This is a genomic window from Pseudomonas atagonensis (assembly GCF_011369485.1).
In the GTDB taxonomy this organism is placed as follows: Bacteria; Pseudomonadota; Gammaproteobacteria; order Pseudomonadales; family Pseudomonadaceae; genus Aquipseudomonas; species Aquipseudomonas atagonensis.
On sequence record NZ_VXCA01000030.1, the window covers coordinates 94,537 to 118,340 of the forward strand.

General features: G+C 60.3%; 23 protein-coding genes. 13 read left to right on the plus strand and 10 right to left on the minus strand.

The window, feature by feature from the left end; translation table 11 throughout:
* Positions 1 to 545 precede the first annotated feature (545 nt).
* A complete protein-coding gene (locus tag F2P67_RS21470; RefSeq protein ID WP_166223381.1) occupies positions 546 to 2,723 on the plus strand; it encodes a malate synthase G in 2,178 nt (725 codons plus the stop codon).
* A gap of 119 nt (positions 2,724 to 2,842) precedes the next feature.
* Here the strand turns inward: F2P67_RS21470 and F2P67_RS21475 are convergent, their stop codons facing one another.
* Positions 2,843 to 3,289, minus strand: coding sequence for a response regulator (locus F2P67_RS21475; protein WP_166223384.1), 447 nt, complete (start codon positions 3,287 to 3,289; stop codon positions 2,843 to 2,845).
* A gap of 259 nt (positions 3,290 to 3,548) precedes the next feature.
* Between F2P67_RS21475 and F2P67_RS21480 the strand changes: the two genes are divergently transcribed.
* The 8 genes from F2P67_RS21480 to F2P67_RS21515 all read left to right on the plus strand — a co-directional run bounded on the left by F2P67_RS21480 (position 3,549) and on the right by F2P67_RS21515 (position 12,431).
* Entirely contained in the window at positions 3,549 to 5,483 is a 1,935-nt protein-coding gene (locus tag F2P67_RS21480; RefSeq protein ID WP_343045169.1) for a putative nucleotidyltransferase substrate binding domain-containing protein, read from the plus strand.
* Positions 5,480 to 6,187: a 3'-5' exonuclease gene (locus tag F2P67_RS21485; RefSeq protein ID WP_166223390.1), complete on the plus strand. Its 708-nt coding sequence runs from the start codon at positions 5,480 to 5,482 to the stop codon at positions 6,185 to 6,187. Before F2P67_RS21480 ends, F2P67_RS21485 begins: the two co-directional genes overlap by 4 nt.
* 193 nt (positions 6,188 to 6,380) lie before the next feature.
* Entirely contained in the window at positions 6,381 to 6,857 is a 477-nt protein-coding gene (locus F2P67_RS21490) for an RNA polymerase sigma factor (RefSeq protein WP_218583382.1), read from the plus strand.
* A complete protein-coding gene (locus F2P67_RS21495; RefSeq protein WP_166223395.1) occupies positions 6,854 to 7,825 on the plus strand; it encodes a FecR domain-containing protein in 972 nt (323 codons plus the stop codon). The genes F2P67_RS21490 and F2P67_RS21495 overlap by 4 nt, the downstream gene beginning before the upstream one ends.
* Positions 7,826 to 7,948: 123 nt before the next feature.
* Entirely contained in the window at positions 7,949 to 10,375 is a 2,427-nt protein-coding gene (locus tag F2P67_RS21500; RefSeq protein WP_166223398.1) for a TonB-dependent siderophore receptor, read from the plus strand.
* 74 nt (positions 10,376 to 10,449) lie between these two features.
* Complete coding sequence (locus F2P67_RS21505) at positions 10,450 to 11,580, plus strand: PepSY-associated TM helix domain-containing protein (protein WP_166223401.1); 1,131 nt, start codon at positions 10,450 to 10,452, stop codon at positions 11,578 to 11,580.
* Positions 11,577 to 11,756 (plus strand): hypothetical protein, encoded by a 180-nt coding sequence (locus tag F2P67_RS21510; RefSeq protein WP_166223404.1) that lies wholly within the window; start codon positions 11,577 to 11,579, stop codon positions 11,754 to 11,756. The genes F2P67_RS21505 and F2P67_RS21510 overlap by 4 nt, the downstream gene beginning before the upstream one ends.
* A gap of 45 nt (positions 11,757 to 11,801) precedes the next feature.
* Positions 11,802 to 12,431, plus strand: a complete 630-nt coding sequence (locus tag F2P67_RS21515; RefSeq protein ID WP_166223407.1) for a glutathione S-transferase — start codon at positions 11,802 to 11,804, stop codon at positions 12,429 to 12,431.
* Here the strand turns inward: F2P67_RS21515 and F2P67_RS21520 are convergent.
* The 5 genes from F2P67_RS21520 to rloA2 form a co-directional block, all read right to left on the minus strand.
* On the minus strand, positions 12,428 to 12,616 hold the full coding sequence (locus tag F2P67_RS21520; protein WP_166223409.1) for a hypothetical protein: 189 nt from the start codon (positions 12,614 to 12,616) through the stop codon (positions 12,428 to 12,430). The two genes, F2P67_RS21515 and F2P67_RS21520, sit on opposite strands and share 4 nt — an antisense overlap.
* Positions 12,613 to 13,983, minus strand: coding sequence for a cell envelope integrity protein CreD (creD, locus tag F2P67_RS21525; protein WP_166223412.1), 1,371 nt, complete (start codon positions 13,981 to 13,983; stop codon positions 12,613 to 12,615). The genes F2P67_RS21520 and creD overlap by 4 nt, the downstream gene beginning before the upstream one ends.
* A gap of 104 nt (positions 13,984 to 14,087) precedes the next feature.
* A complete protein-coding gene (gene creC / locus F2P67_RS21530) occupies positions 14,088 to 15,506 on the minus strand; it encodes a two-component system sensor histidine kinase CreC (protein WP_166223415.1) in 1,419 nt (472 codons plus the stop codon).
* Positions 15,506 to 16,186, minus strand: coding sequence for a two-component system response regulator CreB (creB, locus tag F2P67_RS21535; protein ID WP_166223417.1), 681 nt, complete (start codon positions 16,184 to 16,186; stop codon positions 15,506 to 15,508). Before creB ends, creC begins: the two co-directional genes overlap by 1 nt.
* Positions 16,187 to 16,260: 74 nt before the next feature.
* Positions 16,261 to 16,764, minus strand: coding sequence for a retropepsin-like aspartic peptidase RloA2 (gene rloA2, locus F2P67_RS21540; protein WP_053124525.1), 504 nt, complete (start codon positions 16,762 to 16,764; stop codon positions 16,261 to 16,263).
* Between the two features lie 257 nt (positions 16,765 to 17,021).
* Here rloA2 and F2P67_RS21545 point away from each other — a divergent pair, with 257 nt between their 5' ends.
* On the plus strand, positions 17,022 to 17,900 hold the full coding sequence (locus F2P67_RS21545; RefSeq protein ID WP_166223420.1) for an acyltransferase: 879 nt from the start codon (positions 17,022 to 17,024) through the stop codon (positions 17,898 to 17,900).
* 1 nt (position 17,901) lies between these two features.
* On the opposite strand, the gene F2P67_RS21550 is transcribed toward F2P67_RS21545, so the two are convergent.
* Positions 17,902 to 18,459, minus strand: coding sequence for a DUF2780 domain-containing protein (locus tag F2P67_RS21550; protein WP_166223423.1), 558 nt, complete (start codon positions 18,457 to 18,459; stop codon positions 17,902 to 17,904).
* Between the two features lie 148 nt (positions 18,460 to 18,607).
* On the opposite strand from F2P67_RS21550, the gene F2P67_RS21555 reads away from it, so the two are divergent.
* From F2P67_RS21555 to F2P67_RS21565, 3 genes are all read left to right on the plus strand, one after another.
* Entirely contained in the window at positions 18,608 to 19,243 is a 636-nt protein-coding gene (locus F2P67_RS21555; protein WP_166223426.1) for a sigma-70 family RNA polymerase sigma factor, read from the plus strand.
* Positions 19,240 to 19,914 carry an anti-sigma factor gene (locus F2P67_RS21560; RefSeq protein WP_166223429.1) on the plus strand — a complete coding sequence of 225 codons (675 nt, stop codon included), beginning with the start codon at positions 19,240 to 19,242 and terminating at the stop codon, positions 19,912 to 19,914. Before F2P67_RS21555 ends, F2P67_RS21560 begins: the two co-directional genes overlap by 4 nt.
* A 152-nt stretch (positions 19,915 to 20,066) precedes the next feature.
* Complete coding sequence (locus F2P67_RS21565; protein WP_166223432.1) at positions 20,067 to 20,543, plus strand: DUF3757 domain-containing protein; 477 nt, start codon at positions 20,067 to 20,069, stop codon at positions 20,541 to 20,543.
* Positions 20,544 to 20,611: 68 nt separating this feature from the next.
* On the opposite strand, the gene fdhA is transcribed toward F2P67_RS21565, so the two are convergent.
* The 3 genes from fdhA to F2P67_RS21580 form a co-directional block, all read right to left on the minus strand.
* The gene (fdhA, locus tag F2P67_RS21570; protein ID WP_166223435.1) at positions 20,612 to 21,811 is read right to left on the minus strand and encodes a formaldehyde dehydrogenase, glutathione-independent; all 1,200 of its coding nucleotides are present in this window, start codon (positions 21,809 to 21,811) and stop codon (positions 20,612 to 20,614) included.
* Positions 21,812 to 21,987: 176 nt separating this feature from the next.
* Positions 21,988 to 22,845, minus strand: a complete 858-nt coding sequence (purU, locus tag F2P67_RS21575) for a formyltetrahydrofolate deformylase (RefSeq protein ID WP_008086918.1) — start codon at positions 22,843 to 22,845, stop codon at positions 21,988 to 21,990.
* Positions 22,846 to 23,074: 229 nt separating this feature from the next.
* Positions 23,075 to 23,707 carry a sarcosine oxidase subunit gamma gene (locus F2P67_RS21580; protein ID WP_166223438.1) on the minus strand — a complete coding sequence of 211 codons (633 nt, stop codon included), beginning with the start codon at positions 23,705 to 23,707 and terminating at the stop codon, positions 23,075 to 23,077.
* Positions 23,708 to 23,804: the final 97 nt, after the last annotated feature.

The following is a 23,804-nucleotide window of genomic DNA, read 5'->3' on the forward strand; positions in this document are numbered from 1 at the left end:
GAGGGGATTTATCCCCGTCCGGCTGCGCAGCAGTCGTAAATCCTGCCAACTCGGTTTACCTGCCAGAACGCAGGGGGCGGCTTCGCCACCCAACGGGGATAAATCCCCGCGCCACAATTAACTTCACCACGAAGCCCTTCGTGGCAGAAGTCATGGGCCATAGCAGCCAAACAGCATTTATGTGTACAACTTTTGATATTTAGCTGGAACAATCCGATAGTTTTTTGAGAACATCCCGTTCCGCGACGTGACCGCAATGCGTCATGAGGTCGCAGAACGACGTAATTAGTCTGATTTTCACAAGCGCAACTCATCATGTAGTATGCCGCAGCGCGCACTACATAACGCTGGATCGATGTCTGCCCAAAGCCTGTTCGCAACCCTGAAAGCCCCGTCAGCAAGGCCTCCAGCCGTTGATTGGTCCCAGCCCAGCCGCCAGCAATGGCATGTACTGGTCGGCAGGTTTGTGGTTTAAATGGCCAGAGGCTTCATTGTCAATTTTGAAGAGCTGAAAAGCGAAATAGCTGAGCAGAGTGAGGCAAGCAATGACTGAACACGTTCAAGTCGGTGGCCTGCAGGTCGCCAAAGTCCTGTTCGACTTCGTGAACAACGAAGCCATTCCCGGTACCGGCCTCACCGCCGACAAATTCTGGGAAGGTGCCGACAAGGTCATTCACGACCTGGCGCCGAAGAACAAAGCCCTACTCGCCAAACGCGATGACTTCCAGGCTCGCATTGATGCCTGGCATCAGGAACGCGCCGGTCAAGCACACGACGCTGTGGCCTACAAAGCTTTCCTGCAAGAAATCGGTTATCTGCTGCCAGAAGCGGCTGATTTCCAGGCAACGACGCAAAACGTCGATGATGAAATCGCCCGTACCGCCGGCCCGCAACTTGTTGTGCCGGTGATGAATGCCCGCTTCGCTCTCAATGCCTCGAACGCCCGCTGGGGTTCGCTGTATGACGCCCTCTACGGCACCGACGCGATCAGCGAAGACGGTGGCGCGGAAAAAGGCAAAGGCTACAACAAGGTGCGTGGTGACAAAGTCATCGCCTTCGCCCGTGCCTTCCTCGACGAAGCCGCGCCATTGGCTGCTGGCTCTCACGTCGATTCGACCGGCTACAAAATCGCTGACGGCAAACTGGTGGTCACCCTCAAGGGCGGCAGCAACAGCGGCCTGCGCGACGACGCGCAACTGATCGGTTTCCAGGGCGATGCCAACGCACCGATCGCGATCCTGCTGAAGCACAACGGTCTGCACTTTGAAATTCAGGTCGACGCCAGCACCCCGGTCGGCCAGACCGATGCCGCCGGCGTCAAAGACATCCTGATGGAAGCGGCCCTGACCACCATCATGGACTGCGAAGACTCCGTGGCCGCCGTCGATGCCGACGACAAAGTGGTGATCTACCGCAACTGGCTCGGCCTGATGAAGGGCGACCTGGCGGAATCGGTATCCAAGGGCGGCCAGACCTTCACCCGCACCATGAACCCGGACCGCAGCTACACCGCGCCGAATGGCGGCGAAGTGACCCTGCACGGCCGTTCGCTGTTGTTCGTGCGCAACGTTGGCCATCTGATGACCATCGACGCGATCCTCGACAAAAACGGCAACGAAGTGCCGGAAGGCATTCTTGACGGTCTGGTCACTTGCCTGGCGGCAATGCACAACCTCAACGGCAACACCTCGCGCAAGAACACCCGCACCGGTTCGATCTACATCGTTAAACCGAAGATGCACGGCCCGGAAGAAGCGGCGTTCACCAACGAGCTGTTCGGTCGCATCGAAGATGTGCTCGGCCTGAAACGCAATACGCTGAAAGTCGGAATCATGGACGAGGAGCGCCGCACCACGGTTAACCTCAAGGCCTGCATCAAGGCGGCCAGCGAGCGCGTGGTGTTCATCAACACCGGTTTCCTCGACCGCACCGGCGACGAAATCCACACCTCCATGGAAGCCGGCCCGGTGGTACGCAAGGCCGACATGAAGGCCGAGAAGTGGATCGGCGCCTACGAGAACTGGAACGTCGATATCGGTCTGAGCACCGGCCTGCAAGGTCGCGCGCAGATCGGTAAAGGCATGTGGGCAATGCCCGACCTGATGGCGGCGATGCTCGAACAGAAAATCGCTCACCCGCTGGCCGGTGCCAACACTGCCTGGGTACCGTCGCCGACCGCTGCTGCGCTGCACGCGCTGCACTACCACAAGGTCGACGTGTTCGCCCGTCAGGCCGAGCTGGCCAAACGTGCCCGTGCTTCGGTGGACGACATTCTGACCATCCCGCTGGCGGTCAATCCGAACTGGACGCCAGAGCAGATCAAGAACGAACTGGACAACAACGCCCAGGGCATTCTCGGTTACGTGGTGCGCTGGATCGACCAGGGCGTGGGTTGCTCGAAAGTGCCAGATATCAATGACGTCGGCCTGATGGAAGACCGTGCCACGCTGCGTATCTCCAGCCAACACATCGCCAACTGGCTGCGCCACGGTGTGGTGACTGAAGCGCAAGTGATGGAAAGCCTCAAGCGCATGGCGCCGGTGGTGGACCGTCAGAACGCCAACGACCCGCTGTACCGTCCGCTGGCACCGAACTTCGACAGCAACATCGCCTTCCAGGCGGCAGTCGAACTGGTGATCGAAGGCACCAAACAGCCGAACGGCTACACCGAGCCGGTCCTGCACCGTCGTCGTCGCGAGTTCAAGAAGGCCAACGGCCTGTAACTTGCGCTGAATGCCGGACATGAAAAAGCCCTGATCTTTCGATCAGGGCTTTTTGTTGGCCGATTAAAATCTCTGAATCACTGGAGATCCATTGTGGTTTTTCTCGGTGTTACTGAAAGTCAGGGCTCAATCCCCAGCTCATGCTTGACCAGTCCCAACAACTTCACCGTATCAATCGGCTTGAGCAGAAAATCCACCACGCTCAAATGCATCGCCGCAATCGCGTCTTTCACATCGGCATCGCCCGAGACGATGATGATCGGCATCGCTGCCCGCACCGATTCACGCACCTGGCGGATCAGGTCAAGGCCATCGACATTGCCCATGCGCAGGTCGGTGATGACCAGGCCGATCGATGGTTTTTCTTCGAGCATTTTCAGCGCGGTTTCGCCGCTGGCGGCGGTCATGCAACGAATGCCATCCAACGCGAGAATCTCCGATAACAGCTCCCGGGCATCCTTGTCATCATCGACGATCAGGACTCGCTGGGGCGGAAGATCGGGTTCGAGCATCACTGCGCTGAGCGCTTCACGCTCGGCATCGCTCAAAATATCGTGGTCGGACATGGCGTTCTCTAAGTGTTCAAATCAATCACCTGGCACAGTCGTCAGACATCGCTAAGCAGAGCTTCAATGTGCACTTCGTCGGAATTTTTTCCAAGAGGGCAAACAAGAGAAAAACCGACTGTTTGCGTAGGGCATCTCCGAAACTTCACGAACGGTGGCAAAACCTAGACTTACGTCCAATGGGCACCCCGTGCGATGGGGCCGACCATGGCTGCATTGATCCGACAACAACAATTCGAAAAAGACTGCGGTAATGGTTATGAGTAAAGCGGACGCCTTCACCCAGGCAGGGAAAACCGCGGTGTTGCAGAACATTCAGGGCACTCTGCAATTCCTCCAGCGCTTCCCGCCCTTCAATCAGATGGAACACGCTCACCTCGCCTATTTGGTGGAGCAGTGCCAACTGCGCTTTTACGCTCAAGGCGAAAGCATCATCAAACCGGCCGACGGCCCGGTCGAATACTTCTATATCGTCAAACAGGGCCGGGTGGTTGGTGAGCGTCAGCACATCACCCGGCCCGGTACCGAAACCACCTTTGAAATCACCACCGGCGAATGTTTTCCCCTCGCCGCGCTGCTGGGCGAACGCGCGACGCGCACCGAGCACCTGGCCGGCGAGGACACCTTCTGCCTGCAACTGAACAAACTGGCGTTCATCAAACTGTTCGCGCTCTCTAATGCCTTTCGCGACTTCGCCTTGCGCGGGGTCAGCAGCCTGCTGGATCAGGTCAATCAGCAAGTCCAGCAGAAAGCCGTGGAAACCCTCGGCACCCAGTATTCGCTGAACACCCGTCTCGGCGAACTGGCGATGCGTCACCCGGTGACCTGCAGCCCGCAAACGCCCTTGCGTGAAGCGGTGAAATTGATGCATGAGCAGCAGGTCGGCAGTATCGTCGCGGTAGATGACAACAAGGCGCCGCTGGGAATTTTTACCCTGCGCGATCTGCGCCACGTGGTGGCTGAAGGCGTTGGCGACTTCAGCGAAGCCATCGAACGCCACATGACCCGTGCGCCCTTTTACCTTTCGCCGGATCACAGTGCCTTCGATGCAGCGATTGCGATGACCGAGCGGCACATCGCCCACGTCTGTCTGGTCAAGGATCAGCGCTTGTGCGGCGTGGTCTCCGAGCGTGATCTGTTTTCCCTGCAACGCGTCGATCTGGTGCACCTGGCCCGGACGATCCGTAGCGCCCAGCGCGTCGAGCAACTGGTCACCCTGCGCGGCGAGATCGGCCAACTGGTCGAACGCATGCTCGCCCACGGTGCATCCTCGACGCAGATCACCCACATCATCACCCTGCTCAACGACCACACCGTGTGCCGGGTGATCGAACTGACCCTCGCCGAAAAGGGTGACCCCGGCGTGCCGTTCAGTTGGTTGTGCTTCGGCAGCGAGGGACGCCGCGAGCAGACGCTGCACACCGATCAGGACAACGGCATTCTGTTCGACGCCCGCGATGCGGCGCATGCGGCGGAGATTCGCGGCAAGCTGCTGCCGATTGCCCAGCAGATCAATCAGAGCCTGGCGCAGTGCGGCTTCACCCTGTGCAAAGGCAACATCATGGCCGGCAACCCCGAACTGTGTCTGTCGCGGGCAGAATGGGCGCGGCGTTTTGCGGCGTTCATTCGCGAGGCGACACCGGAAAACCTGCTGGGCTCGAGCATCTATTTCGATCTGCGGGTGGTCTGGGGTGATGAACAGGGCTGCGCGCAACTGCGTCGGGGGATTCTCGATCAGGTCGGCGACAACCGTCTGTTCCAGCGCATGATGGCCGACAATGCCTTGCGCAACCGCCCGCCCGTGGGGCGTTTCCGCGAGTTTGTACTGGCACGCAAGAACGGCGAGAAGGCCACGTTGGATTTGAAAGTCCAGGGCCTGGCGCCGTTCGTCGATGGCGCACGTCTTCTAGCGCTGGCCAACGGCATCGACGCCAACAACACCCTCGAGCGCTTCCGCCAACTGGTCGATAAAGAAGTCATCGAACGACTCGACGGCGCCGCGTATGAGGAGGCCTACCACTTCATTCAGCAAACGCGCATGCAACAACATCAGATCCAGACCCGGGAAAATCTGCCCTACTCCAACCGCGTCGATCCCGACAGCCTCAACCACCTCGACCGGCGCATCCTGCGCGAATCCCTGCGTCAGGCTCAACGCCTGCAAAGCAGCCTGACGTTGCGGTATCAGCTATGAGCCTGTTCTCGTGGCTGCGCCCGACGAGTCCGGTGGTGCCGGCCAACCTGCGACAACGCCTGGCGCAGTTGCCGGCGATCCGCGAGTTGAGCGATTGCAGCCTGCGTGAACAACGCTGGGTGGTGCTCGACCTGGAAACCACCGGGTTGAACCTGAACAAGGATCGGGTGTTGTCGATTGGCGCGGTGGTGATCGAGGACGGCGCCATCGATTTCAGCCAGCAATTCGAAAGGACGCTGCAATGCCGCGAGCTGAAACTCAGCCCCAGCGTATTGATTCATGGCCTAGGACCGAGTGCGATTGCCGCCGGCAGCGATCCGGCGGAGGCGTTGCTTGAGCTCATGGAGTTTATCGGCGACAGCCCGGTGCTCGCCTTTCATGCGCCGTTCGATCAGCACATGCTCGGTCGGGCGTTGAAGGAGCATCTGGGGCACAAGTTGCAGCAGGTGTTTCTGGATGTCGCGGACATCGCGCCGCTGCTTTGCCCGCAGGCAAATAATCGCGAGGCGGGGCTGGATGAGTGGATCAACTGGTTTCGTCTCGAAGTGTTCGAACGGCATAACGCCAGTGCCGATGCGCTGGCCACGGCGGAACTGACACTGATTCTGTTCAGCCGGGCGCGGGGGCAGCAGATTCATAGTCCGCTGAATTTGCAGCAGCGGTTGAGCCAATGGAAGCGCCGGCAACAGGCGCCGTCCTTTTAGATTTTCGACGGCTGTTATGGCCTCTTCGCGAGCAACGATGACGCGGTCTTCGTCATGCCACCTGACCAGTGGCCAATTGCTAACCATTCCCACCTCTGCCAGAATCGCGAACAATTCGCGTTAGTTAATATTTCCCAATCGGTGATGTCCGGTGTCGTCAGTCCCAAGCCCTCACAGTGAACTCGTCGGTGCGATGTATCGCGACCATCGCGGTTGGCTGCTGGCGTGGCTGCGGCGCAATGTGGCCTGCCCGCAGCGGGCTGAAGACCTGAGCCAGGACACCTTCGTGCGCCTGCTCGGGCGCGACCAACTGCTGACGCCGCGCGAACCCCGGGCCTTTTTGATGGCCATCGCCAAAGGGCTGCTGTTCGACTACTTCCGCCGCGCGGCGCTGGAGCAGGCCTACCTCACCGAATTGATGCTGATCCCCGAAGGCGAGCAACCGTCGGTGGAAGAACAGCAACTGATCCTCGAAGACCTCAAAGCCATCGACCGCCTGCTCGGCAAGCTGTCGACCAAGGCCCGCGCCGCGTTCCTTTATAACCGCCTCGATGGCCTCAGCCATGCCGAGATCGCCGAGAAGCTCGGCGTCTCGGTGCCGCGCGTGCGCCAGTATCTGGCGCAAGGCATTCGCCAGTGCTACATCGCCCTATACGGTGAGCCGACGTGACTCCGGCCAGTTCCAGACCGGTACCGGCGCATGTGCTCGACGCGGCGATTGCCTGGCAGTTGACGCTCGATTCCAGTAGCCCGCTGGAGCGCGAGGAATTCGCCAGGTGGCATGCCGCCCATGAAGAACACGCCCGTGCGTGGCGTCAGTTGGGCATGCTCGATCAGCGTTTCAGCGTCGCCAAAGGCCCGGCCCGCAGCGCTTTACTGCAATCGCGTGAAGGCATTCGCCGGCGGGTGCGCAAGCTGGGCAGTGGTTTGGCCAGTGTCGTGGCGGTCATCGGGCTGGGCCTTTTCGCGGGCGAGCGTTATCTGCCACTGGATTACTGGCTCGCCGATCAGCGCACCGCCACCGGCGAACAGCGCACAGTGCGCCTGGTCGACGGCACGGTGCTCAATCTCAACACCCACAGCGCGGTGGATGTGCGCTTCGATGAGAAGCGTCGCCTGATCGTTCTGCAGGAAGGCGAGATCATGGTCGAAACCGGCCACGGCGATGCGCGGCCCTTTATCGTCGAAACCCGTGAAGGCAGCATGCGCGCGCTGGGCACGCGGTTTCTGGTCAAGCGCGAGGACGACGGTACACGTCTGAGCGTGTTGCAATCAGCGGTGGCGGCGCATACGCCAGCGAACCCCGAAGAACAGATTTTGCGCGAAGGCCAGCAAGTGCTGCTGCGCGGTGACGGTCTGGGCTCCATTGTCGCCCTCACGCCCGGCGCCGATGCCTGGACGCGCGGCATGCTGGTGGTGGACAACGCGCGACTGAGCGATCTGGTGCATGAACTGGGTCGTTATCGTCGCGGGCATCTGGGCGTGACGCCGGAAGTCGCCGACCTGCGCATCACCGGCAGCTTCCCGCTGCATGACACCGACAAGGCCCTGAGCGCCCTGTTGCCGACCCTGCCGGTGCAGATCGAGCAGCACACGCCCTATTGGGTGACCGTGGCCAAGGCCGAGCCAAAGCCCTGATCTCGATAAGATCTGCGGCTCCTTTTTCGGTTAATCGAAATTATTTTCATCCAGCCCTATCACTTTTTGATTCTCGTTCGGCACACAGGCAATTGAGAAATATTTCCATTCAGGAGCCGCTGTATGTCCCGTTCGCTAGACACCTTGTTGCGCCCCAGTTTGCTGGCGGTCGCCATTGCCCTCTGCACCCCGTTGGCCAGCAGTCAACTGATCGCCGCTGAACAAGCATCGAGCGTACGCGCCTACAATCTGCCGGCGGCGCCACTGGCCACCACCCTGAACCAGATCGCCAGCCAGGGTGGCCTGGCGCTGTCGCTGAACCCGGCGCTGGCGGCGGGCAAGACCTCGGCAGCGGTCAACGGTCAGTACGATGCCGCCGGCGCATTGCGCGCAGCCCTGCGTGGTACCGGCTTGCAACTGGAACAAAGCAGCACCGGCACCTACACCTTGGTGGCTGTGCCGGAAGGCGTGATGGCGCTGCCGGAAACATCGGTCATCGGCGTGGAAAACCTGGAAACCGCCTGGGGCCCGGTCGAGGGCTACACCGCTACCCGCACCGCCGCCGGCACCAAAACCGACACCGCACTGGTCGAAGCACCCCGTTCGATATCGGTTGCGACCCGCCAGCAGATGGACGATCGCAGCGTGCACAGCCTCGATGACGCCGTGCGCTACATGCCGGGCATCACCGCCAGCAGCTACGGCAGCGACACTCGCGCCGACTGGTTGCGCGTGCGCGGTTTCGAACCGACCCAGTTCCTCGATGGCCTGCCATTGCCGAAAGGCGTGTACGCTAACCCGAAACAGGAAACCTGGAACCTCGACCGCCTCGCCCTGCTGCGCGGCCCGGCCTCGTCGGTTTACGGCCAGACCCCGCCAGGCGGCTTGCTCGACATGGTCAGCCGTCGCCCGAGCGATGTGCAGAGCAGCGAAATCCAGTTGCAGTACGGCAGCGACAATCACCGCCAGATCAACTTCGCCAGCACCGGCAAGATCGACGATGCCGGGCAGTTCCTTTACGGCCTCAGCGGCGTGGTGCGTGACAGCGGCACACAGATCGACCACGTCGACAACAAGCGCTACAACATTGCGCCGAGCCTGACCTGGAACATCGACGACGATACCAAATTCACTCTGCTGAGCCAGTTCACCCGCGACGATACCGGCATCACCAGCCAGTTCCTGCCGGTTCAGGGGACCAAGATCAAATCGCCTTTCGGTGATATTTCCCATCACAAAAATCTGGGTGATCCGGACTGGGAATACTACGACCGGACTTACTACGCGCTGGGTTACGCGTTCGAACATCGTCTGAACGACACCTGGCAGTTCAAGCAGAACCTGCGCTACACCAAGTCGGATCTGTCCTTCCAGTCGCTGACGCCGGGTTCCTACCCATACACCGAAGTGGATGATCAAGGCAACGTCGGGCGCACCAGCACCAGCGTCGAAGAAGACATCAGCCAGTTCGCGGTGGACAACAACTTCCAGGCCGACTTCGCCACCGGCGATATCCGCCACACCTTGCTGCTGGGACTTGATCACCAGCGCAGCAACACCAACTACACCTCGATTTTCGGTGACGGCCTGACCACCAACGTGATCACCCCGATCTACGGTCAGCCGATCGTGCGCCCAGCGCGCTCCACTGCGTTCTACGACTACAACCAGAAGACCTACCAGACTGGTCTGTACGTGCAGGATCAAATGGCCCTGGACCAGTGGCGCCTGACCCTCGGCGGCCGTGAAGACTGGGTGCACACCAGCACAAAGTTCATCAACAAGGGCGATACCACCAGCACCCAGCGTGACAAGGCGTTCAGCGGCAACGCAGCCCTGAGCTACGTGTTCGACTCGGGTTTTGTGCCGTACCTGTCGTACGCCGAGTCTTTCCAGCCGACCTCGGGTGCCGACGCCTCCTCCACCGAGTCGCTCAAGCCAACCGAAGGCAAGCAATGGGAACTGGGGATCAAGTACCAGCCGCCGGGCAGCAAGACCCTGCTGAGCGCCGCCGTGTATGACCTCACCCAGAAGAACGTCTCGGTCAGCAGCTTCGTCAACGGTGTGTCGATCACCAGCCAGACCGGCGAAGTGAAAGTCAAAGGCCTTGAGCTGGAAGCGGTGTCCGACGTCACCGAAAACCTGAAAGTCATCGCCGCCTACACCTTGGCCAAATCCGAAGTGCAGAATGGCGTCGACAAGGGCAATCGCCTGCAACTGATGCCGAACCAGCAAGCCTCGTTGTGGACCGACTACACCTGGCACACCGGCGTGCTCGACGGCTTCGGCATCGGCGGCGGCGTGCGTTACACCGGCAACACCTACGGTGACAAAGCCAACACCTGGCTGGGCAAGGCAGACGCTTACACCGTGTTCGACGCCAGCGTGCATTACGACCTCGGCCGCCTCGACAACAGTCTCAAAGGCGCGTCGCTGGCAGTCAATGCCACCAACCTGTTCGACAAGGAATACATTTCCACCTGCGACAGCTACTACTGCTACTACGGCGACACCCGCAGCGTCGTCGCCAGCGCCACGTACAAGTGGTAAACGACTGAGCTGAAACAGGCCCCGTCTCCAGGCCGTCCTTCGTGGACGGCTTTGGTGTTTTTGAAGGTCATGAAATGAAAAGTAAAACAATTCGCCGCTGGTCGTTCATCCACACCTGGACCAGCCTGATCTGCACCGTGTTTTTGCTGATGCTGGCATTGACCGGCCTGCCGCTGATCTTCCACCACGAGATCGAGCACTTGCTCGGCGATGCCCCTGAAGTGCGCGAGATGCCGGCGGACACGCCGCGCCTGAATCTGGCGCAACTGGTCGAGGCCGCCGAGAAACATCGTCCCGATGAAGTCGTGCAGTACTTCGGCTTCGACGATGACGAGCCGAACGCCGTGCTGACAATCATGGCGAAAACCGCCGGCACCGAACCGAACTCCTCGCACACCTTCATGCTCGATGCGCGCACCGGTGAAGCGCTGGAAACCCCGTCGGCCAACGGTGGCCTGATGCTGTTCATCCTGCGTCTGCACGTCGACATGTTTGCCGGGCTGCCGGGCAAGCTGTTGCTGGCGTTCATGGGATTGCTGTTTATCGTGGCGATTGTCTCGGGGACGGTGCTGTACCTGCCGTTCATGCGGCGGCTGAAGTTCGGCACGGTGCGTCAGGACAAATCCACGCGTCTGCGCTGGCTCGACCTGCATAACCTGATCGGCGTGGTCACGCTGACCTGGGCCTTGGTGGTCGGCGTGACCGGGGTGATCAGCGCCTGCGCTGACCTGATCATCGCCGCGTGGCGCAACGATGCGCTCAACACATTGATTGCGCCCTACCGAGATGCACCGCCGCTGACACAACTGGCGCCGGCCACGCGCTTGCTCGATATCGCTGGCGAAGTCGCGCCGGGGATGAAACCGGATTTCATCGCGTTCCCCGGCACCCGGTTTTCCAGCGAACACCATTACTCGGTGTTCATGAAGGGCGGCACGCACCTGACCTCGCATTTGCTGACACCGGTGCTGATCGACGCCACCACGTTGAAAGTCACCGCCGTGGCCGAGCGCCCGTGGTACATGGACGCCATGGGCATGTCGCAACCGCTGCACTTTGGTGATTACGGCGGCATGCCGATGAAGATTCTCTGGGCGACGCTCGATGTGCTGACCATCATCGTCCTCGGCAGCGGCTTGTATCTGTGGGTGGTGCGGCGCAAAGCTGCCAAGCCTGTGCTGGAAACGGCGGAGGCATCTGCATGAAGCCGCGTCAGTCGAATTTCTGGAAGGTTTTCAGCACGCCACTGGTGATTGCGCTGCTCAGTGCGGCGGGGTTGTTTGCGGCGTTGCTGGGGGATGGTATCTGGGATGCATTGAGCTGGGTCGGGTTGGGTGTTCCTGCCGCTCTGGCGCTTAAAGGATTGCTGCAGCGCCGCTGAAAACGACTATGCTGCCGCATCATTGTCCTGATCGAGACCCTGCCAATGTCCGCCCCCAGCATGACCCTGTACCACAACACGCTGTCCCCGTTTGTACGCAAAGTGATGGTGTTGCTGCACGAGACCGGCCAGCAGGATCGTGTCGCGTTGCAAGACTGCGTCCTCAGCCCGGTCAGCCCGAGCGCCGAACTCAACGCCGACAACCCGCTGGGCAAGATCCCGGCCTTGCGTCTGGCCGACGGCAACGTCATCCATGACAGCCGCGTGATTCTCGAATACCTCGATCAACAGCACGTTGGCAACCCGCTGATTCCGCGCGAAGGCGCGGCGCGCTGGCGGCGTCTGACCCTGGCCTCGATGGCCGACGGGATCATGGATGCGTCGGTGATGGTGCGTTATGAACTGGCTCTGCGCGCACCGGAAAAACATTGGGACGAATGGCTCGATGCCCAGCGCGACAAGATTCGTCGCGCATTGGCTGTTCTGGAAAAAGAAGCGATTGCCGAGCTGACCAGCCATTTCGATGTGGCCGCGATCAGCGTGGCGTGTGCCCTGGGTTACCTTGACCTGCGCTTCCCGGATCTGGGTTGGCGTGACGCCAACCCGCACCTGGCCAACTGGTTCTTTGAAGTCAGCCAGCGACCGTCGATGATCGCGACCATGCCCAAGCCTTAACTCGGCGGCGCCTGTTCCGGCCTCTTCGCGAGCAGGCTCACTCCTACAGTTGACCGCATTCCCCTGTAGGAGTGAGCCTGCTCGCGATGGCCCCACATCGGCTCCACAGGCAAATACCCAATAATCCGCGCCACCAATTCTTCCTTCCAGCGCTGATCCTCACGCAACCCCAGCAAGCCGCTCATTGCACCGCCTCCACATCAAACTCCAGCGGCCTGGCCGGTTTCTGTCCGATCCCGTACCAGTCCAGTTTGCGCGTCAGCACCATGAACACGCCGAGCAAGCCAAACAGCAGCAACGAGCCCATCAAGAGCGCGTAATCCTCAGCGCTCAGCAACCCATAGAGCAGGCCATACAGCGCCGCCAATCCCGCCGAAAAACTCAACCCGTGCCGCACGCTGCGCAGCACATGACAAACATAAAAGCCGATCAACAACACACAACCACTGGCTGACAGCAGATACGCCAGGGCAAAGCCGATGTGCTCCGACAGCGACAGCAATAACAGGTAAAAGAACGCCAGCGCCACGCCGACCAAGGCGTACTGCACCGGGTGCACTGCGAGACTTTTCAGCACTTCGAACAGGAAGAAACCGGCAAACGTCAGGACGATGAACAGCAATGCATATTTGATCGCCCGATCACTCTTCAGGTACTGATCCACCGGTTCGATAAAGCTCACACCAAAGCTACGGGCATTGAACGCCTCGCAATCGTTGCTGCTCACACAGCGGCTCATGGCGTCTTGCAGGTTGGTGGAAAAGAACGTGGTCTGCCAGTCGGCACTGAAGCCCTGATCGCTGATCTCGCGCTTGCCCGGCAGGAAGTTGCCGATGAAGCTTGGGTGCGGCCAGTTGGCAGTCAGGCTCACGCTGCTGCTCTTGCCCACCGGCAGCACTTGCAGCGAACCGGTGCCTTGCAGGCGCAGGTCAAAACCGAACGCCAGTTCCGTGGCCTTGCTGGTGTCGAGCAGTGGCAGCGTGACGCGTACGCCTTCGCCAAGCCAGCCGACTTGAGTGCCCGGGACGAAGTCCAGGCGCTGGCCGTCGAGTTCCAGTTTCAGTGCGTTTTCGATGCCGCGAATGTCACTGATGCCGACTGCGAGAAACGGCGCATCGAACTGGTAGTCCACGAAATCCTCTTTGATGCCCAGCTGGGCCGGCAGCGAGAACTGACCGTTGATGCGATTCTCGGCGTGGAACAACCGCGCCTCGTAGATGCCCCGGGAACGCAGCTCGGTTTGCACCTGGCCATCGAGTTCGAAACGCTCCGGCAGAAAATACAGGCGCCCACGCTCTTCGCCCGGCTCGTCGTAACGCTGGTTGGTTTTGTCGTTGAGCTTCCAGTTGTGGATCACCTTGCGGTACGGCACCACCATCACCGGCCCGTGCAGTTGCTGGCTGTAGCTTGAGCTACGGGCGATGTCTTCAAGCACACCGTCGCGCAGTTGCTGACGCTCGTCGATGACGCCATTGATCATCAGCAGTGGCACCAGCAACAGCAGGATCAGCAGGGCAATTGCCCCGAGCTTTATGGTCAAATTCTTGTTCATGGGACTCTCCCTGTTTTGATGGGCAGAGTCTGGTTCGGGTGTATGGGGGTTTTGTGGGAGGAATGTGGAGATTGTGTGGAGAAACGCAAACCCTCGCCACAGGATCAAGGCAGGTGCAATGTTACTTCAACACCGCTTTCGACATTGCAGATGTGCATCGAACCACCGTGCAACTTGACCACTTCTTCAACGAAGTTAAGTCCCAGACCCGTGCTCTTGCGGCCACTGTCGGGACGCGGCAACGAGTAGAAACGCTCAGTCAAACGCGGCAAGGCGTAATCGGGAATGGGCAACGTTTCATTGAACAAGCGAAACTCGATCTGCTCGCCAACGCGCTCGGCGCTGAAACGCAATAACCCCTGCGGCGGCGTGAAATCCAGCGCGTTCTCCAGCAAGTTACCCAATGCCTGACGCAACAGAAACGGCTCGCCGATCAGCAGCAAATCCTCCGCGATCATTCGTTCAATGCGCAACTGCTTGCCTTCAATTCGCGCGGCCTGGGCGTACAACAAGTCATCGACCAACACCGCCAGAGGTACAGCAACCTTCTCTTCAAGACCCTGACGCTGTTCGACTTGCGCCAGATTCAGCAAGCGCTCGATCAACTGCTGCATCCGCGCACTTTCGCTGTCGATGTTGCCGACAAACCGCAATCGCTGAACCGCTGGCATGTCACCTTGCAGCAACTCAGCCGCGCCGCGAATCGCCGCCAGCGGACTTTTCAGTTCGTGGGTCAGCGTGTGCACGTAACGTTCGACGTAAGCCTTGCCCTCCAGCTGCGTGCGCATCTGCTCGACCGCTGTCGCCAGTTGCTCCAGCTCACCACCCCGGTAATGCGGCACTTCTACTCGCCGGCCTTCGCTGACAGCTTGGGCATAACCGGTCAGACGGTGCAGCGCACGGCTCAGCCACCACGACAGCAGCGCGCCGAACAGCAGACCGAGGCCGATCAAACCGGCGCCGTAAAACAACAAGCGCCGCTCGGTGCGATCCACATACGGCTGCAGCGAGCTGTTGGGTTTGGCCACGGTGACCACGCCGATGATCCGGCCGTTGTCGCGGATCGGCGCGCCGACGTGCATCACCGAAGAACTCGCGTCGTTCGGGTCGCTGCGGGTCGAGCGCGCGCCGTACTCGCCGCGCAGGGTCAGGTAGACGTCGTTCCAGCGCGAGTAATCCTGACCGACCGCCACGCCACTGGAATCCAGCACGACGATGCCTTTGGCGTCGGTGACGTAGATGCGGTGATTGACCTGATTCTTCGGCAAGCCCCAGATCGTCGCTCGCGGCTGGCGTTCGCCGTAGGCACGCAGCAACTCGGGCCAGCGGTTCTCGCTGAGGGTGCCGGCCTTGAAATCATCGCGGAGGATTTCTGCCATCAGGTTAGCGGTGTCGACCAAGGTTTCTTCGGTGGACTGGCGCACACCGGGACGGATTTCTTCCATCACCGTGTTGAGCACGAAATACCCGGTCAGGCCGATAAACAGCACATACACCAGGAAAATCCGCAGCCCCAGCGACATCAGCTGTGCCCCGGGCTGTAGCTGTAGCCGAGGCCGCGATGGGTCTGGATCGGCTCGGCTTCGGCGCGCACCAGACGCAGTTTGGCGCGCACGCTTTTGATGTGGCTGTCGATGCTGCGCTCATAACCGGCGTCGGCGGCGACACCCAGCGCATCAAGCAATTGTTCGCGGCTGAACACCCGTTCCGGTTGTTCGAGCAGGCATTGCAACAGTCGGAATTCGTGGCGGGTCAGGCTCAGGGTCTGGCCGCGATAGACAATCTGTACGCGCTCGGGATCGATGCGAAACAGCGCCGAAATGGCTTCAATCGGCGGGCGCGGCGCCATGCGTTTGAGAATCGCCCGAACTCGCGCCGCCACTTCCCGTGGGCTGAACGGCTTGACCACGTAATCGTCGGCGCCGATCTCCAGGCCCACAACCCGGTCGATCTCCGCGTCTCGCGCACTGAGAAAAAGCACCGGCACTTCGCTGAAACGACGCAGCTGTTTACAGGTTTCGAAGCCGCTGATGTCCGGCAGGCCGATGTCGAGGATGATCAGATCCGCCGGCGTCTGGCGCTGATGCTCCAGCGCCGCCGCACCGAGACTCACCCACGTAGTGGTGAACCCCTCGCCCTGCAAGGCAAAAATAAGCGTGTCGGCAATCGCCGCTTCGTCTTCGACAATCAGGATATGAGGCATGGCGTCCGAGCCCGTGGGTTAAGTGCGCGAACGGTGCCCCAAGCGTGCCTTTACGTCAATGAGACCACTTGGCGCTAGCAGTCCGGTTTGTCGGCGGTGAAGCGCCGCGCCGGGTTCACGGCCGCGCCAAATTCACGCAAGGCCTTGGCACCGATCAGCAGCGGATAGTTGAAGTTGCTGCGGTCAGTCAGGTTGACCTCCACGGTACGCTTGACGTCGCCCAGGCACAGTTCCAGATCGACCACTGGCCGTTTCGCGACTTCGGTGCTTTCGCCCTCGTCTTCTTCATCCGAACGACTCTTGATCTTGCTGATCCGCGCGACCTTGTGTTCATAGACCTTGTTGCTGGCGTCTTTGGTGCCGAGGCGGAAACGCACCCAGTCTTCGCCGTCACGGGTAAAGGTTTCGATGTCCTTGGCCGACAGCGAGGCCGTCAGTGCGCCGGTGTCCATCTTGGCCTTGAGCACTTCACCGCCGATTTCCGGCAGCGCGATGTATTCGTAACGCCCGTACAGGGTCGGCTCGGCGGCCATCACCGGCAGAGCAACGAGGGCAAACAGTGCAAGGAGGGATTTCACGTAAGGGGCTTCCTTGAGAGGTTGGGCAACGGGATTTTAGACCGTTGCGCGCTTGATCGTTCCCACGCTCTGCGTGGGCATGCATCCAGTGACGCTCCGCGTCACAGGGACGCGGAGCGTCCCGGGCGGCGTTACCACGCAGAGCGTGGGAACGATCAGGTTAACCCGACTAAAGTGAAACATTCGTCACCGCCGATTTGGCCTGTCGCCCGAAGCCACTTATCATGGCGCGCCCATCCGACTTCATAGAGTTGCTTATGCGCCGCCTGCTCACCGGCTGTTTCGTCACCCTGCTGCTGTTGCTCAACACCCTGATCCTGATCGGGCCGTTGATGGTGTTTGCCCTGCTCAAACTGGTGGCGCCCGGGCGCTGGCGCGATTACGCGTCGTGGGCGGTGATGTGGATTGCCGAGACCTGGGCCGAGATCGACAAGCTGATCTTCCGCCTGTGCATTCCCACGCAGTGGGACATTCGTGGCGGCGAAGACCTGCGTGCTGACACCTCGTATCTGGTGGTCAGCAATCACCAGTCGTGGGTCGACATTCCGGCGCTGATCCAGACCCTCAACCGGCGCACGCCGTTCTTCAAGTTCTTCCTCAAGAAAGAACTGATCTGGGTACCGTTTCTGGGGCTGGCGTGGTGGGCGCTGGATTACCCGTTCATGAAGCGCTACACCAAGGCGTATCTGGCCAGGCACCCGGAGCTGGCGGGCAAGGATCTGGAAATCACCAAACAGGCCTGCGAGCTGTTCAAGCGTCAGCCAGTGACCGTGGTGAATTATCTGGAAGGCACCCGCTACACCGCCGCGAAAAGTGCGCAGCAACAATCACCGTTCAAGCACCTGCTCAAGCCCAAGGCGGGCGGCGTGGCGTTTGTATTGGCGGCGATGGGTGAACAGCTGGATGCGATTCTCGACGTCACCGTGGTGTACCCACAGGAGAAAATTCCAGGATTCTGGGATTTGATCAGCGGTAACGTGCCGCGGGTGATCATCGACATCAAGACTCGCGAACTCGACCCGGCGCTGTGGCAGGGCGATTACGAGAACGATCCGGCGTTTCGCCAGACCGTCCAGAGCTGGGTCAACCAGCTCTGGAGCGAGAAGGATCAGCGCATCGCCGAACTGCGCGGCTGATTCAGCTACCGGTGCCGGCGCCCCAGATGCTGCCCAGGCTTTGCAGCAGCGGGCCGCCGACGCCCTGGTCACCGAGATACTTGAGGAGCACCGGGGCAAACTGGCCGACCATGCCGCTGTCCATGCCCAACGCGCCGAACGCGTTGTTCAGGTCATTGGTGTCCTTGACGTTGCCCAGCGCGTTTTCCAGCCCGGCGGATTTACCGGACTGACCGAGCAAACCGCTCAACGCCGCCAGGTTGCCGCTGCCGCCCGACAGCTTGTCGATACCCGGCACTTCCTTGGCCAACTGCGAATAATCAGTACTGCTCAATTGGTTCTTCGCCAGGCCCAGCATCGCGCTGGTACCGCCAACGGCTTGCTGCGGCGTGACACCCAGACCGGTGACAGCTTGCAGCAGACCGGCGGTTTCCGACGTTGGCGCGGCAGCGGTGGCCGCATTGCCGCCCTGCATGCTTGAAGCAGCCTTGGTCACATCGTCCAGGCTGAAACCGGCGAACACCGGGCTGGCCGCAAGGGTCATCAGCGAAGCCATGACAATACCGCGTGAAATCTTCATTCAGACATCCTCTTGCGCTGTGAAACCACCCGTTGAACGGGCGGCGAAACTGCCGGTTTGACCGGCTATCGCGCGGCATGTTCCTCGCCTGCGCATCCATTTTCAGCGTAGCCACGTATATAAATCGTGAAACCCTGGAATGGCCGCGATGAATGGCACAAGCGCTTTTGCTGAACTAGCCTGTGAACAGCCCGAGATCAGTCCTCGTCGCCCGCCCTTTGCCTGGAGAGACGTCATTTCCATCGCCGACACCGATCAGTTGCGACAGCTGTTGGCCCAGTGCTCACTGGGTGATCGTCGCGCCTTCGAAACGCTGTACCGCAGCGTCGGCCCGCGCCTGCACGGCGTGGCCCTGCGTTTCATGGGCCGTACGGATCTGGCCGAAGAAGTCCTGCAGGAAGCCTTCGTGCGCATCTGGAACAACGCTTCGCGCTACGAAGCGCACCTGTCGGCGCCACTGACGTGGATGATCAACATCACCCGCAATCAGGCCATCGACCAGTTGCGCAAACACCGCGAGCGGCCGCTGAGCGATCTCGAACAGGACACGTTGCCGGACGAAAGCCCGTCGGCGCATGACCAATTGAGCAGTGCCCGTGAGGCCCGTGCGCTTAACCGCTGCCTGGAAACCCTCGAAGGCATGCAGCGTCAGTCGATCACCGTGGCCTACTTTCAGGGGCTGTCTTGCTCGGAGCTGGCGGAACATCTGGCGGCACCACTGGGCTCGGTCAAATCGTGGATCCGTCGAGGCATGGAGCGTCTGCGCAGGTGCCTTGAATCATGAACTACCAGACCCCTGCCCTGCGCCGTGCCCTCGCCGCCGATTACGCCATCGGCCTGATGTCCTCGACTGCGCGTCGGCGCTTTGAACACTTGCTGCTCGACGACGCGGCATTGCGCGCCGAACTGGCGCAATGGCAGGAAAGTCTCGCCAGTCTCACCGAAGCCGTGCCGGAACAACCGGTGCCCGAACACGTCTGGCAAGGCATTACCGCGCGCATCGACCCGCAAGTGCTGCATGTGCCGGAGAAACGTCCGTTCTGGAACTGGCTGCGACTCTCGGCTGCCGCAGCCTCAATGGTTGTGCTGGTCTTCCTCGGCTCGCTGTACAACCACGACGACGCCCGCTACCGCGCGACCCTGTTGAGCGCCGATGCGCAACCGGCGCTGAAGGTCGAAGCGCATGCTGATTATCTGCAAGTCGAACCACTGACACTGGCGGCCATCGATCCCGGACGCAGCCTGGAACTTTGGGCGATTCCAGCGGATGGCAAGCCGATCTCGCTCGGTGTGATCCCGGCGGGGGGCAAAGGCAAGGTTGAGTTGAACGAGGCACAGAAAGCCCTCATCGGCCAACCGATTGCGCTGGCGGTGAGTCTGGAGCCGAAGGGTGGTTCGCCGACTGGGCAGCCGACTGGGCCAGTGCTGTATCAAGGTGCGTTGGCGGCCCTCTGAGTGCAGAAATCGGTTGTTCTCTTGGATCAATTTCCTAGTGACATTCGTTTCATTATTTCAAATGGGACTATACAACTGTCAGATCTGACAGTGGTCGATAAGTACCTAACTTGCCAATATTGCTACTCCTCCCCTGTAACGGAGTACAGATAATGAAGCTGAAAATTGCTACCGCCATTCTTGGCTTGGCTGCGATGAGCAATGTGAATGCGGAACAATGCCCGGAGGTTTCACAGATATCCCAAACCGCACTACCTGGCGGTGGATTTGAATACAAAGCCTCCTTTGCTGCTGCGAACCAAAAGCTTGAATGGACTGGTGGAGATAAATGGACCGGAGGAAGCGATAAGGAAAAACTCGCTTTCACATCGGCGCGTATCCAGCCAGAAGTTAATGATAAGACAGACCCGAAAAAGTCCAAGGTCTGGAGCGTAATTTGTCGGTATGAGGGGCAAGGTGCAGGTAATGAAGAGGCCAACGCGACCATGGTGCTCAAACCGGGAAAAGAGATCACAACCGCCTCTCCCCAGTGGGGCAAAAAGCCAGAAGGCAGCGTCAGCACCGCAGCTGTGAGCAAGTTGGATTGTGCAGCGAAAGAACCTTCGAAATGTGCGTTCAAGCTGAACTGAAAAGCTGAATCTGGTGCGTGAAGCAAGATTAGAAACGGCGACCCTGAGGTCGCCGTTTTGTATTGCGCTTACGCCGCACTGAACAACTTGTGCGGATCAATCACAAACTTCTTCGGCACACCGGCATCGAACTCGCCATACCCTTCCGGCGCCTGATCCAGACTGATCACCTGCACGCCCACCACTTCAGCAATGTTGATGCGATCCCACATGATTGCCTGCATCAACTGGCGGTTGTACTTCATCACCGGGGTCTGGCCGGTGTGGAAGCTGTGCGACTTGGCCCAGCCCAGACCAAAGCGAATGCTCAGGCTGCCCATTTTCGCGGCGGCGTCCACGGCACCCGGGTCTTCGGTCACGTACAGGCCCGGAATGCCGATCTTGCCGGCGACGCGTACAACACCCATCAGCGAGTTGAGCACGGTGGCCGGGGCTTCGGATTTGACGCCGTCGTGGCCATGGCCGCGAGCTTCGAAGCCCACGCAGTCCACGGCACAATCCACTTCCGGTTCGCCCAGCAGTGCAGCGATCTGTTCATGCAGCGGGGTGTCTTTCGACAGGTCGACGATTTCGAAACCCTGAGCCTTGGCGTGGGCCAGACGGATGGTATTGACGTCGCCGATGATCACCACCGCCGCACCCAGCAGACGGGCCGAAGCCGCTGCAGCCAGACCGACCGGGCCAGCGCCGGCAATATAAACGGTGCTGCCCGGGCCGACGCCAGCGGTAACGGCGCCGTGGTAACCGGTCGGCAGAATGTCGGAGAGGCAGGTCAGGTCACGGATTTTCTCCATGGCCTTGTCGCGATCCGGCAGTTTCAAAAGGTTGAAGTCGGCGTACGGCACCAGCACGTATTCGGCCTGGCCGCCGGTCCAGTCGCCCATGTCGACGTAGCCGTAAGCACCGCCGGCACGGGCCGGGTTGACGGTCAGGCAGACACCGGTGTGTTGCTCCTTGCAGGAACGGCAGCGTCCGCAAGCCACGTTGAACGGAACGGAGACCAGATCGCCGATCTTCAGGTTCTCGACGTCGGAGCCTTTTTCGATCACCTCACCGGTGATTTCGTGGCCCAGCACCAGACCGGTCTGCGCCGTGGTACGGCCGCGCACCATGTGCTGGTCGGAGCCGCAGATATTGGTGGAAACCACTTTGAGAATGACCCCGTGCTCGATCTTGCGACCGCGCGGGTCCTGCATTTTCGGATAGTCGATTTTCTGTACTTCGACCTTGCCAGCGCCGAGATACACCACACCACGATTGCCAGACATGCTTTCACCTCGCTGTTGTTTTTATGGAACCGCGTTGCCCAGGCAGGCAGCGCGTTAAGTGCTCGGGTTATTGCTTGTTGGTTTTGCGTTGTTTGTTATGGCCCTATCGCGAGCAGGCTCACTCCTACATTGGAATGCGTCCCCCTTGTAGGAGTGAGCCTGCTCGCGATAGCTATCTAAAGAACGACGGTGCGATTGGCGTTAAGGAACACCCTCCGCTCAATGTGATATCCCACCGCCCGGGCCAGGGTCAGGCCTTCGATATCGCGCCCCTTGGCGATCAAATCCTCGGGGTAATGACTGTGATCCACGGCCTCGACGCCCTGGGCGATGATCGGCCCTTCATCCAGGTCGTTGTTGATGTAATGCGCCGTGGCGCCCACCAGTTTCACGCCCTTGTTGTAAGCCTGGTGATACGGCTTGGCGCCCTTGAAGCCCGGCAGCAGCGAGTGATGAATGTTGATCGCCTTGCCATCGAGCTTGCGGCACAGCTCCGGCGACAGCACCTGCATATAGCGGGCAAGAATCACCAGTTCAGCGCCGGACTCCTCGATCACTTGCCACACCTGACGCTCCTGCGACGGCTTGTCGTTGGGGTCGAGGGGGAAATGGTAGTAGGGAATCTGGTGCCAGTCGGCCAGCGGCTTGAGGTCCGGGTGGTTGGACACCACCGCCGCCACGTCCATCGACAACTGGCCGATGCGCTGACGGTAGAGCAAGTCGTTGAGGCAGTGATCGGCCTTGGAAACCATGATCACCACTTTCGGCCGGTAATTCGGCGCGGTCAGCTCGAAAATCATGCCGAACGCCTGACCGCGCTCGGCGAGGCCGGCGCGGAAGGATTGTTCGTCGAAGCCGTCGGGCTGGCGGAATTCCACGCGAATGAAGAAGCGTCCCGAGAGGCGATCATCGAACGAATGGTGCTCGGTGACGTAGCAACCCTGCTCGAACAGAAAACGCGTCACCGCGTCCACGGTGCCGAGGACGCTGGGGCAGTCGGCGGTCAGAATCCATGTGTCTGGGGCGCGGCTCATGGTGCGGTGACTCCTGTTTCAACATCTGTGAGCAGAGCGAACTCTGTACTGGGCGGATCTGCACTGCTTTTGTGGCGAGGGGATTTATCCCCGCTCGGCTGCGGAGCAGTCGCAAAACCTGTGAATTCGATCTACCTGATAAACCGCGGTGATTGGTTTTGGGGCGGCTTCGCCACCCAACGGGGATAAATCCCCTCGCCACAGAAGCAGGCACGACGCCCATTCAGTGTCAGGCCTGAACGCTCAACCCGTACTCAGCCGAGGCATCCTGCAACCACAACCACCAGTAATCCGAAAAACTGCGACGAATCAGCAGTTCCCAAGTGTCTTCAGCGGTATGACGAATCATCAGCTGCGACTTGGCGAACACCGTGCCCACAGCCTTGCCGACCGGGAAGTTGTTCGGGTGCACGTCATAGCTGGTGGACTTCATCAGCACCTGACGCACGTTCGGACCGCTCAATTCGAGTACTTGCTGGCCGCCACTGACGTTGACGATCGCGATGTGCAGATCGCCCATCGCTTCGCGCAATTTCTGCTCGGCGGCGAACTCTTCACCGCTTGGCACGATCAGCAGCCACTCATCCGGGCCCATCCATTGCAGGCTGGTTTCACCTTTGACGATCACGTTCAGGGCGCCTGGCAACTCGATGCCCAGCGCCTTGTGCACACCGGCCGCAAACGCGGCATCGTGGCCGGCGCCACGAATGGTCAGATGGCCGAGGAGTTTCTTTTCACGCACGAACACACCGGCGTTCTTGCGACCCTTGCCGGCCAGACTGGCGAGGTCGGCATGGTGCAGCGACGACTCGGCCTTGGCCCCGGTGGTCGGGCGTTGTTGGTAAACGTTGGCTGCGGTCATAAAGCACCTATTCTTTTGTTTGATCGTTCCCACGCTCTGCGTGGGAATGCCGCCATGGACGCTCTGCGTCCGCTCTTGGGACGCGGAGCGTCCCGGG